10 protein-coding genes are annotated in these 11,186 nt (G+C 68.3%); 5 read left to right on the top strand and 5 right to left on the bottom strand.

Annotation, left to right across the window (positions count from 1 at the left end):
• Window positions 1-341: 341 nt before the first annotated feature.
• The 3 genes from thiL to U9J39_RS21330 all read left to right on the top strand — a co-directional run bounded on the left by thiL (window position 342) and on the right by U9J39_RS21330 (window position 2,557).
• The gene (thiL, locus tag U9J39_RS21340) at window positions 342-1,322 is read left to right on the top strand and encodes a thiamine-phosphate kinase (protein ID WP_115710789.1); all 981 of its coding nucleotides are present in this window, start codon (window positions 342-344) and stop codon (window positions 1,320-1,322) included.
• A 125-nt stretch (window positions 1,323-1,447) separates the two neighbouring features.
• A complete protein-coding gene (locus U9J39_RS21335; protein ID WP_115710791.1) occupies window positions 1,448-2,014 on the top strand; it encodes a phosphatidylglycerophosphatase A family protein in 567 nt (188 codons plus the stop codon).
• Between the two features lie 45 nt (window positions 2,015-2,059).
• Complete coding sequence (locus U9J39_RS21330; protein WP_012353857.1) at window positions 2,060-2,557, top strand: CinA family protein; 498 nt, start codon at window positions 2,060-2,062, stop codon at window positions 2,555-2,557.
• Window positions 2,558-2,634: 77 nt separating this feature from the next.
• Here the strand turns inward: U9J39_RS21330 and pyrF are convergent, their stop codons facing one another.
• Window positions 2,635-3,453 carry an orotidine-5'-phosphate decarboxylase gene (pyrF, locus tag U9J39_RS21325; RefSeq protein ID WP_018006326.1) on the bottom strand — a complete coding sequence of 273 codons (819 nt, stop codon included), beginning with the start codon at window positions 3,451-3,453 and terminating at the stop codon, window positions 2,635-2,637.
• Window positions 3,454-3,679: 226 nt separating this feature from the next.
• Here pyrF and U9J39_RS21320 point away from each other — a divergent pair, with 226 nt between their 5' ends.
• Both U9J39_RS21320 and corA read left to right on the top strand, forming a co-directional pair.
• Window positions 3,680-4,579 (top strand): DMT family transporter, encoded by a 900-nt coding sequence (locus U9J39_RS21320; RefSeq protein WP_115710793.1) that lies wholly within the window; start codon window positions 3,680-3,682, stop codon window positions 4,577-4,579.
• 568 nt (window positions 4,580-5,147) lie between these two features.
• A complete protein-coding gene (corA, locus tag U9J39_RS21315; RefSeq protein ID WP_012353861.1) occupies window positions 5,148-6,110 on the top strand; it encodes a magnesium/cobalt transporter CorA in 963 nt (320 codons plus the stop codon).
• 11 nt (window positions 6,111-6,121) lie between these two features.
• On the opposite strand, the gene mtgA is transcribed toward corA, so the two are convergent.
• The 4 genes from mtgA to U9J39_RS21295 all read right to left on the bottom strand — a co-directional run bounded on the left by mtgA (window position 6,122) and on the right by U9J39_RS21295 (window position 10,958).
• The gene (gene mtgA, locus U9J39_RS21310) at window positions 6,122-6,823 is read right to left on the bottom strand and encodes a monofunctional biosynthetic peptidoglycan transglycosylase (RefSeq protein WP_115681498.1); all 702 of its coding nucleotides are present in this window, start codon (window positions 6,821-6,823) and stop codon (window positions 6,122-6,124) included.
• Between the two features lie 89 nt (window positions 6,824-6,912).
• Window positions 6,913-7,800 carry a shikimate dehydrogenase gene (gene aroE / locus U9J39_RS21305; protein ID WP_116313056.1) on the bottom strand — a complete coding sequence of 296 codons (888 nt, stop codon included), beginning with the start codon at window positions 7,798-7,800 and terminating at the stop codon, window positions 6,913-6,915.
• Entirely contained in the window at window positions 7,800-8,732 is a 933-nt protein-coding gene (locus U9J39_RS21300; protein WP_115710795.1) for an energy transducer TonB, read from the bottom strand. Before U9J39_RS21300 ends, aroE begins: the two co-directional genes overlap by 1 nt.
• A gap of 123 nt (window positions 8,733-8,855) precedes the next feature.
• Window positions 8,856-10,958 carry a ribonuclease catalytic domain-containing protein gene (locus U9J39_RS21295; protein WP_115710797.1) on the bottom strand — a complete coding sequence of 701 codons (2,103 nt, stop codon included), beginning with the start codon at window positions 10,956-10,958 and terminating at the stop codon, window positions 8,856-8,858.
• Window positions 10,959-11,186: the final 228 nt, after the last annotated feature.

Raw genomic sequence — 11,186 nt, 5'->3', positions numbered from 1 at the left:
GCGGACCGGCTCCACGCGTCCGCCCTTCTCTTCCTTTGGAACCCAGCATTTTATATAGTGAAAAACTATTTCACAATAAGCGTTTTGCTTGGGGCACCTTTGCGATTCGGTACAATATGCCCCATCCTCCCGGGCAACACCAGCGAGCGTAGCGCCCAGCCGGCAAGGTGGCGCAGCGCATGGCGGTCAGGGCTGTGATGCGCGGCAGTATCTTGCTGAAACGCGCGACGCGCCCCATGCTGATGCCGCGCGCGGTGCTGCGGGATTTGCCGGCAAACCCCGCTGATCCCCTGCAAAACCCCGCCGTCACTCCACCGCCCGTCCCGGCACGCCGTCGATCCATGTCCAACGTCCAGCCCGCCCAGCTTTCCGAATTCGACCTGATCCGCCGCTATTTCACGCGGCCGGTGCGCAAGGCTGCGCTCGGCGTGGGCGATGACTGCGCGCTGGTCGAGGGCCGTCCCGGCCACCATCTCGCCATCAGCACCGACATGCTGGTCAGCGGCCGCCATTTCTTCCCCGACGTGGCGCCGCGCGCGCTGGGCCACAAGGCGCTGGCGGTGAACCTGTCGGACCTCGCCGCCATGGGTGCCGAACCGCGCGCTTTCACGCTGGCGCTGGCCTTGCCGGAGGCCGAGCCGGAGTGGCTCGCCGAACTGGCCAGCGGCATGCTGGCGCTGGCCGACGAACACGGCTGCGAACTGGTGGGCGGCGACACCACGCGCGGCCCGCTGACGCTGTCGCTGACGGTATTCGGCGACGTGCCGCTGCGCGCGGCGCTGCGCCGTGACGCCGCGCGCCCCGGCGACGATATCTGGATCTCGGGCACCCTTGGTGATGCGCGGCTGGCGCTGGGCGATTGCCGCGGCGAATGGCTGCTGCCCGAACCCGAATTCAGCCAGGTGCGGCCGCGCATGGACGCGCCCACGCCGCGGGTGGCACTGGGCATGGCCTTGCGCGGCGTGGCGCATGCTGCACTTGATATCTCCGACGGCCTGGTCGGCGACCTCGGCCATATCCTGGCGCGTTCGCAGGTGGGGGCGCTGGTCGATGTCGACGCCCTGCCTAGATCGGCAGTGCTGGCCGGCCAGCCCGACGCCATCCAGCGCGAATGCGTGCTGGCCGGCGGCGACGACTATGAGCTGTGCTTCACCGCGCCGGCCGGCCACCGCGACGCCATTGCGGCCATCAGCGAGCGGCTGGCGCTGCCGCTGACGCGCGTCGGCGCGATCACGCCCGAGCCGGGCCTGCGGCTGGTCGACCGCGCCGGCAACCCGACCCGCTACGAGGGCGCCAGCTTCGACCATTTCGCTGCCCCCTGACACCGGGTCACAGGCATGTCATGATGCCGGCATCGGCGCCTGCGCGGGCATGGGAGTCCCGCACGCATCGCAGCGCAAGCCGGCCATAACCATAAGCAGTATCCGCATCACACGAGCCAACTTTGATGTCCACCTTCCCTCCCGGGGCCGCGCCGCGCGACCCCGCCCTGACCCTGGAAGCCGGCCAGACCGTCAAGGTCACGCGCCCGAGCGCGCGCTTCATGCTGGCGCATCCGGCGCACCTGATCGCCTTCGGCTTCGGCTCGGGCCTGTCGCCGGTCGGCCCCGGCACCGTCGGCACGCTCTACGCCTGGCTCTCGTTCGTGGTGATTTCGCTGTGGATCGAGCCCGCCACCTGGCTGTGGATCATCACCGGCGGCTTCGTCGTGGGCCTGTGGGCGTGCGCCCGCACCGCGCGCGACATGGGCGTGCACGACCACGGCAGCATGGTCTGGGACGAGATCGTGGCGTTCTGGCTGGTGCTGGCCTTTGTCATGCCGACCGGTTTCTGGGGCCAGTTCGCCGCGTTCCTGTGGTTCCGGCTGTTCGATATCGCCAAGCCGGCGCCGATCGGCCACTATGACCGCAGCTTGAAGGGCCCCGGCCTGCGCGGCGGCTTCGGCGTGATGTTCGACGATATCTTCGCGGCGTTCTACACGCTGCTGGTGTTTGCCCTGTGGCGCTCGTTCTGAGCCGCGAACGCCAAACTGATTCCCCAAACAACCCCTGCACCCATCATGTCCGTCAGCCGCCTGCTCGACCAGCTCGCCATCCAGGCCGGCGTCGCCCTAGCCGACAAATCCCTGATGCTGGCCACCGCCGAATCCTGCACCGGCGGCCTGGTCGCCGCCGCCATTACCGACGTGTCGGGCTCGTCGGGCTGGTTCGAGCGCGGCTTCGTCACGTATTCCAACGAGGCCAAGTCGACCATGCTGGGGGTGCCGGCCAAGCTGATCCGCGATCACGGCGCCGTCAGCGAAGAGGTCGCCCGCGCGATGGCGGAAGGGGCGCTGCTGAACAGCCGCGCGCAAGTGTCACTGTCGATCACCGGCGTCGCCGGCCCCAACGGCGGCACCCCGGAAAAGCCCGTGGGCATGGTGTGCTTTGGCTGGAGCAACCGCATCACCACCATCGTCGAAACCCAGCGCTTTCCCGGCGACCGCGCGCAGATCCGGCGCCAGGCGGCCGAGCACGCGATGCGGGGCCTGGTGGAATTGCTGCGCAACGAGGCCTGAAGCCCCTGCCGCCGCAAGCCGCTCAAACGAAAAACCGCGCCAGCAGGCGCGGTTTTTTTCATGCCGCGTGGGGGCGGTCAGCCGTGGCGGTAGCGGTTGATGGTCTCGCGCGTCTGCAGCGCGACGTTGCGCGCCGCTGCGGCGAAGTCCTTCTCGCGGCTGGCGTACAGGATCGCGCGCGACGAATTGATCATCATGCCGGTGCCGTCGGCGGTGCGCCCGGCCTTCACCGTGGCCTCGATGTCGCCGCCCTGGGCGCCGATGCCGGGAATCAGCAGCGGCATGTCGCCGACGATCTGGCGCACGCGCGCGATCTCGTTGGGGAAGGTCGCGCCGACCACCAGGCCCATCTGGCCGGTGGTGTTCCAGCGCTCGCGCGCGGCCTCGGCCACCAGCTGGTATAGCGGCTTGCCGTCGACCTGCAGGAACTGCACGTCCGAACCGCCCGGGTTGGAGGTGCGGCACAGCACGATCACGCCGCGGCCCGGATAGGCCAGATAGGGCTGCATCGAGTCAAAGCCCATGTACGGGCTGACCGTGACCGCATCGGCCTTGTAGCGCTCGAAGGCTTCCAGCGCATAGTGCTCGGCGGTCGAGCCGATGTCGCCGCGCTTGGCGTCGAGGATCACCGGGATGCCGGGATGGGCGTCGTGGATATAGTGGATCAGCTGCTCGAGCTGGTCTTCGGCGCGCTGCGAATGGAAGTACGCGATCTGCGGCTTGAAGGCGCAGACCAGGTCGGCGGTGGCGTCGACGATCTCGCGGCAGAACGAGAAGATGGCGCCGCCGGCTCCGGTCAGGGACAGGGGAAGCTTGTGCGGATCAGGATCGAGCCCGACGCACAGAAGGGAATCGTTGCGCTGCCAGGCGGCAGCAAGCTGCTCGGTGAAAGTCATGGGTACTCGGAATGTCCTGGTGGCGCCGGCGTCTCATCGTGAGGCCGATCCTGGCCGATCTGGCCGATCAGGCCGATGGACTCGGCCGGCGCGGTTGGCCGCAGCGGCGTGAAAACCTTTCATCCCTGCAGCATATGTCGCTTTCGGCAATTTTACCCGCTGCGTGCTATCGTTTTGCGCTTCGTCTCAAAACAATGCGCGGCATCCCGCACAGCCGCGTCCCGTCATGTCTCTCGATCGCCGTGGTCTCTTCCTGCTTGTGGTGCTGACGCTCGCCTGGGGCATCAACTGGCCCATCATGAAGGTGGGCGTGGCGCATTTCCCGGCGATGGGCTTCCGCCTGCTGTGCATGGCCGGCGGGCTGGTGGCGCTGGGGGTGGCGCTGCGGCTGCGCGGCGATTCGCTGGCCGTGCCGCGGCGCGAATGGGGCACGGTATTGCGGCTGGCGCTGCCCAACATGGTGATCTGGCACCTGTTCGCGATCTGCGCGGTCAAGCTGCTGTCGTCGGGCCGCGCCGCCATCCTGGGCTACACCATGCCGATCTGGGCGGTGGTCTGGGGCCTGGTGTTCTTCCGCGAGCGCATCGGCGCGTGGGCCTGGCTGGGCATCGGCTGCGCGCTGGCGGGCACGGTGCTGCTGCTGTCGGGCGAGCTCGCCGCGCTGACCGGCAGTCCGGCCGGCACGCTGCTGATGCTGCTGGCCGCGGCCGGCTGGGGCTTCGGCACCCAGCTGATGAAGCGCACCCAGACCGACGTGCCGATCGGTGCCATGACCTTCTGGATGCTGGCCGTGACGCTGCCCTTCCTGGCGCTGGGCACGCTGCTGCTGGAAGACGGCTGGCGCATGCCCACCGCCATCGAATGGGCCGCGATCGCCTATAACGCGGTGGTGGTCTTCGCCTTCTGCCACCTGGTCTGGTTTGGGCTGGCGCGCAGCCTGCCGCCGGTGGTGTCGAGCCTGTCGATCATGTTCATCCCGGTGGTCGGCGTGTTCTCCGGGATGTGGCTGCTGGGCGAGCAGCCGCACTGGCAGGACTACGCCGCGATCGTGCTGATGTTCCTGGCGCTGTCCTCGGTGATGCTGGCGCCGCTGCTGTGGCGGCGGCTCCGTGGCGCTTTCGGCTGACACCCCAGGGCACGTCCCCGGGGCGCGCCACGGGTCGCGGAGCGGCAACGGCGCGCGCCCGTCGCGGAGATTTCACTTAACAAGCCACCCTCCGTTGGGCTACACTCGCGGCCATCACAATCCCGGAGAAATTACGTGGGCAGTAGCATCGGGTGTTCGAGTTGGCGCGGCAACGCTGCGGCCTCTGCGAATGCCATGTCACTGCGGGCTGCGTAACGACGACCCGCCCGGAGCACCCGGCTCCGCGCTTCGTCGGCCTTGCCCGCAGTCAGAACTGCGGGCGAGTGTCTTTCCGTGCCACCGGCGGCGCCTCCATGCGCGCCCACCGGGGCGGATCTTCCCTCTCCCGGCTAGCCAGCCAACCCAGGCAAACGCCATCGCCTTGTCCGCCTGCCCCGCGCAGCCGCGGGACAGCGCGATCACGCTTGCCCGTGGCCCGGCCTTGCGCGGCACGCCGCGCGGCCATGACGGGGCATGACGCAATACCTGGGAATGCGGCGAGCCGCCTGCGCTTGTCTTCGCGCTTGTCTTTGTTTTTCGTCGCAATCAGCAATAAGGAATCCCGGGGATGATCAACCTGTTCGTCCTGCAAAAAGGCCGGCTTGCCCAGGAGCAGGTCGACGAGCGCAATGAGCTGCTGCAGCACAAGCCGATCTGGATCGATGTCGTCAATCCCGACGACGAGGAACTGAACTGGATCAAGGAAGCCTATGGCGTCGCCCTTCCTGAACTGGAAGACCTGGGCGACCTGGAAGCGTCCGCGCGTTATTTCGAGGGTGAGGACGAGAACATCCATATCCGCACCGACTTCCTGCTCGACGAGGAAGAGGTGTCGCGCAACGTGCGCGTCGCCTTCGTGCTGACCAAGGACGTGCTGTTCTCCATCCACGACGAAGACCTGCCGGTGTTCCGCCTGGTGCGGCTGCGCGCGCGCATGCGCCCGGGCTCGGTGCGCAATGCCAAGGATGTGCTGATGGACCTGTACGCGACCGACGCCGAATACTCCGCCGACTCGATCGAGGAAGTCTACGAGCGCCTGGAAGAAGCCAGCCGCCGCGTGCTGGCCGAGAACGTGACCGATGCCGCCGCGGCCGACGTGCTGGAAACCATTGCCCGCGAGGAAGACCTGAACGGACGCATCCGCCGCAACGTGATGGACACGCGCCGCGCGGTGTCTTTCCTGATGCGCAGCCAGCTGTTGTCGGCCGAGCAGCAGGACGAGGCGCGCCAGATCCTGCGCGACATCGACTCGATCGAGAACCACACCGCGTTCCTGTTCGACAAGATCAACTTCCTGATGGACGCCACCGTCGGTTTCATCAACATCAACCAGAACAAGATCATCAAGCTGTTCTCGGTGGTGTCGGTGGCGCTGATGCCGCCCACGCTGATCGCCAGCATCTACGGCATGAACTTCAAGTTCATGCCGGAACTGGACTGGGGTGCCGGGTATCCGTGGGCGATTGCGCTGATGGCGGTGTCGGCGGCGATCCCGCTGGTGTATTTCCGCCGCAAGGGGTGGCTGAGCTGAGTCCGGCGGCTTCAGTCGGGCAGCGTCGCCGCCCCCATCCGCCGCGCGATGATGCCCGCCTTGGCGCGGAAGTTCACGCGCACGTTGGCGCAGTATTCCTTCTTGTCGAAGCACTTGGGCGCCGGCAGCGCCGCCGCCAGGCGCGCTGACTGGCCCACGCTGAGCTTGTCGGCGCTGGTGCGGAAGTAGTGCTGCGCCGCGGCCTGCGCGCCGAACACGCCCTCGCCCCATTCCACCGAATTCAGGTAGATCTCGTAGATGCGCTGCTTGTCGAGCCAGAACTCGAGCATCCACGTGATGGCGAGCTCCTGGCCCTTGCGCAGGTAATGCTGCTCGGACGACAGGAACAGGTTCTTGGCCAGCTGCTGCGTGATGGTGGAGCCGCCGCGCACGATGCGCCCGCGCTTCTTGTTGCGTTCCCAGGCATCGAGCATGGCATCGAGCTCATAGCCGGGATGGTTGACGAAGTCGGCATCCTCGCTGGCGATCACCGCGCGCTTGAGATTGCGCGAGATGCGGTCGTATGGCACCCATTGCCGGTCGAGGCCGCAGCTCCACACATTGATGCCACACAGGCGCCAGCGCTCGGCGCGCATGAAGGTGGTGGTGGCGGGATTGAGGTACTGCCAGCTGGCGATCTGCACGAAGAAGTACAGCTGCATCGCCACCACCCCGGCGACCACGCAGCCCAGCAGGTAGCCGAGCCAGCGCACCGGATTGAAGACGGCGCGCGCCGGCGCCGCGTGGGTGCGGGCGGCACTGGCCGTGCGATTGCGGTTGGCCACGGCTGGCGGCGCCCCGGTCAGCCCTTGGGTTCGGCCTGCAGCGCGGCGCGCAGCTCGGCCAGCACGGGCGCGGTGCGGGGCCGCACGCCACGCCAGATATAGAAGGCCTCGGCGGCCTGCTCGACCAGCATGCCCAGGCCGTCGCTCACGCGCGCGCCGCAGCGTGCGGCGAACTGCAGGAACACGGTGGGCTCGGCGCCGTACATCATGTCGTAGGCCAGCACGCCCTCGCCCAGCAGGAACTCGGGCACCGGCGGCACTTCGCCATGCAGGCTGCTCGACGAGGCATTGATCACCACGTCGACGGCCTCGTCCTCGGACAGGCCCTCGAGCGCATCGAGGCCGCCGCCCCACAGCTCGACGCCATACTGGTCGGCCGCCTCGACAAACTCCTCGAGCATGTCGCTGGCGCGCGATGCGGTGCGGTTGGCCACCACGATGCGCGAAGGCCGGCATTCGATCAGCGGCAGCATCGCGCCCATGGCGGCGCCGCCGGCGCCGAGCAGCAGCACGCGCTTGCCTTCGATCAGGGTGTCGAGGTTGTCCTGGATATCGCGCACCAGGCCGATGCCGTCGGTGTTGTCGCCATGGATCAGCCCTTCTTCGATCCACAGCGTATTGACCGCGCCGGCGGCCTCGGCGCGCTCGGTCAGGCGGTCGGCGAGGTCATAGGCTTCGAGCTTGAACGGCACGGTGACGTTGCAGCCGTAGCCGCCGTCGGCGAAGAACTGGCGCACGGTGTCGGCAAACCCGTCCAGCGGCGCCTCCAGGCGGTCATACTGCACGGCCTCGCCGGTCTGGCGCGCGAAGGCGGCGTGGATCGCCGGCGAACGGCTGTGCGCGACCGGGTTGCCGATCACCACATAGCGGTCGGCGCTGGCTTGGGAAGGGTCAGTGGATGTCATCAGCGTGCCTGCAAGCGGGTTTCCAGCCCGCTGCGCGAAAACTTGAAAGTGGATATGACTTCGAGGATGTCCTGGCGCGCCGACATCTCCGCGGTAAAGGCGCCGAACGGCGCGGCCGCGCGCACGATCGCCACCGCCTGGCGGTCCAGCGCGGGATCGCCCGAGCTCTTGACCACGTCGATGGCATCGACGTTATAGCCATCGCGGTTGTAGCCGAGCTTGCCCTGCCGGTTGACGTTGATCACCAGGATCAGCTGGCCGTAGAGCGGCTTGCCGTTGCGTTGCGGGAAGTCCGTGGTGCCGCGCGCCTCGATCTTGCGGCGCAGCCGGTCGTAGTACTGCGCGTAGTCGACCGCCTGCGCGCTGGTGGCGGTCAGCTGGAAACGCTTGGGCCGCTTGGCGTAGTGCTCCAGGTTGCGGCCGATCTCGGCTTCCAGCCTGGCCATCTCGTCTGCCGAGGTGCGCTCGTCCTGGCCGCGCTGCGGTGTGTCCTGGCGCTTCTCGCCCGGCTTGAGCGGCTGGTTGCGCACCGCTGGGGCGGCTTCGCGCGTCTGGGTCAGCAGGCGCTGCTGCTCCTGTTCCAGCTGCTCGACGCGGCGCTGCACCTGGCGCACCAGGTCACCCTCCTGCGTCAGGGTCTGCGCCGGCAACGGCGTGGTGGCGCGCTGCAGGTCATGGTCGCCGCCGCCGTCGAGGTTGGCCTGCGCCAAAGCGGTCGGGTTGCGCGGCTTCTGGGCGGACTTGGCATTGACCAGCACCACGTCCAGCGCGGCGTCGCTGCGCTTGATCTCGAACACTTCCGGCGCGGCCACCCGCACCATCAGCAGCAGTGCGTGCACGGCCACGGAAATGGCCAGCGCCCGGGCCAGCATACTGCTGTTGTGCCACCTGGCATGCCACCAGGGGCGGGAAGCGGCAAGAGTGGCGTTCACGATGGATGGATGAGGGCTCGGGAGACCAGCGCGGCGCTATGGCCGGTGCCGGCTGGCAGAGCGGGGCAGCGGGCCCCGGATCAGACCCGCATTGTAAGGGAGCCCCGCGGATTTCCGAAGGCTTCAGCCGGCCGCCGGGGTGCCAGTGTCGCGCTCGCCCGACGCCTCGCCGCCGGCGTCGCCGTCCGCTTCGGCCGGCTGCTGATCCGGCACGCCCGCGGCGTGCTCGGCGGCTTCCTCGGCCGCCGCCTCGGCTGCGGCTTCGGCAGACATTTCAGCGGCTTCCTCGTCGCTTTCCAGCTCTTCCTCGGGGACTTCGCCTTCACCGGCAAAGATCTCCAGCACCCGGCATGAGACCTCCAGCGTGATCTCGTCGGTCTCGCCGATCTCCAGCAGCACCTGGGTGCCGCGCTGCGCCTGCACCAGTTCGGGCACGCGCGTCACCAGCGGAATCTCGGTAAAGCGCACCGCGCCTTCCTTGAGCACCGAGGCCACCATGCGCTCGCGGTTTTCCTGCTTGAGCCAGCGCAGGCACCAGTAGCGCTCCATGGTCGACTGGTGGTCGGCATAGGCGGCGTAGGTGCCTTCGAAGTCGGCCACCGCGGCCAGCAGGTCGGCGTCCTTGGGCTTGAACGGCGCCACCAGCTTGGCGGTCACGCCATGCTGGGCCACCGCCAGGATCTGCCACTGGTTGACCAGGTCGACATAGCGGCGCAGCGGCGAGGTGCTCCACGCGTACTGCGCCACGCCCAGGCCTTCGTGCGGCGCCGGGTAGGTCTGCATGCGCGTGCGGTGCATGCCCCATGCCTTCTGGGTGCGGTAGATGCCGGGCACGCCATGGTCCGCCAGCAGCTTGCCCCAGGTGCTGTTGGCCAGGATCATCATCTCGGCCACGATCTTGTCCAGCGGCGAGCCGCGCTTGCGCTGCTCGATGCGCACGCGCTGGCTGCCGTCGGCCTGGTCGTCGAGATAGAAGTTAAAGTCGGCGCGGTTGTGGGTCTCGGGACGCAGGCCGCTGGCCAGGCGCGCCTTCTGGCGCTCGTCGTACAGGTAGCCGGCAAAGTGCCACAGCCGGGTCAGCGCCTCGCGGAACGGGTAGTCGCCGGTGCCCTCGGCGAGCGAGGCCTCGGTAATGACATCGTCGAGCAGGTTGTGGCGCAGGTTGGCGGCGATCGGCACCATCTCGGCGCGGGTTTCGCTGCCGGTGATCAGCCACACCGACGGGTCCACCGTCACGTACAGCGACAGCGCCGGACAAACCCGGCCTTCCTGCAGCGTGTAGCGCTCCACCACCGGGTCCGGCAGCATGGTGATCTTGTCGCCCGGGAAGTAGACCGTCGACAGGCGCTGGCGTGCGATCGCGTCGAGCGGCTCGCCGCGGCGGATGCCCAGCGCCGGCGCGGCGATATGGATGCCGATGCGCAGCTTGCCGTCGGGCAGCTGCGTTACCGACAGCGCGTCGTCGATCTCGGTGGTGGTGACATCGTCGATCGAGAACGCCTCGACCTCGGCCAGCGGCAGGTCGGCCGGCGGCTCGGGCACGTCGGTATCGGGAAAGCCGGTGCCCTTGGGGAAGCACTCGGCAAGGAACTTGGCCTCGTGCAGCGCGCGCGCGCTGGCAACTCCGCCAGCGGCCACCATCAGCCGCATCGGCGACATGCCGAGCGCGGTGCAGGCCGCGTCCATGGCCTTGTATTCGAGGCTGTTCTTGTCGGGCTTGAACAGCAACTGCAGCACCTTGTTGCGGAACGATTCCGGCAACGTCAGCGCCTTCAGCTGTTCCTCATACTCGGCCTGCACCAGCGCCTGCTGGCGCTTGCGCTCGAGCGCGGCCAGCGCAGCCTTGAGCTGGTCCTCGGGCGCGCGCTGGTAGCGGCCGCGCCCCTTGCGGCGGAAGTACACCGGGTTGCCGTGCAGCGCCATCGCCAGCGCCGCCTGCTGCACCGCGCCGGGCTCGGCGCCGTAGTATTCGGCGGCCAGCTCGGCAAAGCCGAACTCGGCCTCGGGCGCGCATTCCCACAGGAAGTCCAGGTCGATCTCGGCCACCATGTCGCCGGTCTGGCGTACCAGCTCGGGCGCCGACGGCTGCGCGAACTGCAGCAGCACGTCGCGCGACTTGACCTTGGTGCGCTTGCCGGCCGGCAGCTCCACCTGGTAAGCCTCGCCCTGCTGGTTCAGCACGGTGCCGGCGCGGATCTCGCCGCCTTCTTCGAACAGCAACTGCATCGATCGGTACTTTCAACTATGCGCGGAACCGCGCCGGGCGGCCTTGTGGCCAGCGCTGGAGCGGATCCTGTGGGAGAAATGGTGCCACCGCGCGCACCCGGACATCAACGCGTGCGAACGGGAACGGGTGCGGGGCGCGCGGGCCTGTCGGCGGCCTGCCGGCAGCCTGTGGCGCACCGGCGGCCGCGCCGCCAAGGACCGGCCTGAGACCTGGCATGATACCGCACC

Origin of the sequence: Cupriavidus sp. SS-3 (genome assembly GCF_035818815.1) — a bacterium.
GTDB classification, from domain to species: Bacteria; Pseudomonadota; Gammaproteobacteria; order Burkholderiales; family Burkholderiaceae; genus Cupriavidus; species Cupriavidus taiwanensis_C.
Note: the sequence above shows the minus strand (reverse complement) of the source record. Positions and strands in the feature narration are given on the sequence as shown.

Coding starts and splice junctions, on each gene's coding strand:
- aroE (WP_116313056.1), bottom strand. CDS start 7,800: ATGACATCCACTGACCCTTCCCAAGCCAGCGCCGACCGCTATGTGGTG.
- U9J39_RS21335 (WP_115710791.1), top strand. CDS start 1,448: ATGTCCACCTTCCCTCCCGGGGCCGCGCCGCGCGACCCCGCCCTGACC.
- thiL (WP_115710789.1), top strand. CDS start 342: ATGTCCAACGTCCAGCCCGCCCAGCTTTCCGAATTCGACCTGATCCGC.
- U9J39_RS21320 (WP_115710793.1), top strand. CDS start 3,680: ATGTCTCTCGATCGCCGTGGTCTCTTCCTGCTTGTGGTGCTGACGCTC.
- U9J39_RS21330 (WP_012353857.1), top strand. CDS start 2,060: ATGTCCGTCAGCCGCCTGCTCGACCAGCTCGCCATCCAGGCCGGCGTC.
- pyrF (WP_018006326.1), bottom strand. CDS start 3,453: ATGACTTTCACCGAGCAGCTTGCTGCCGCCTGGCAGCGCAACGATTCC.
- U9J39_RS21295 (WP_115710797.1), bottom strand. CDS start 10,958: ATGCAGTTGCTGTTCGAAGAAGGCGGCGAGATCCGCGCCGGCACCGTG.
- corA (WP_012353861.1), top strand. CDS start 5,148: ATGATCAACCTGTTCGTCCTGCAAAAAGGCCGGCTTGCCCAGGAGCAG.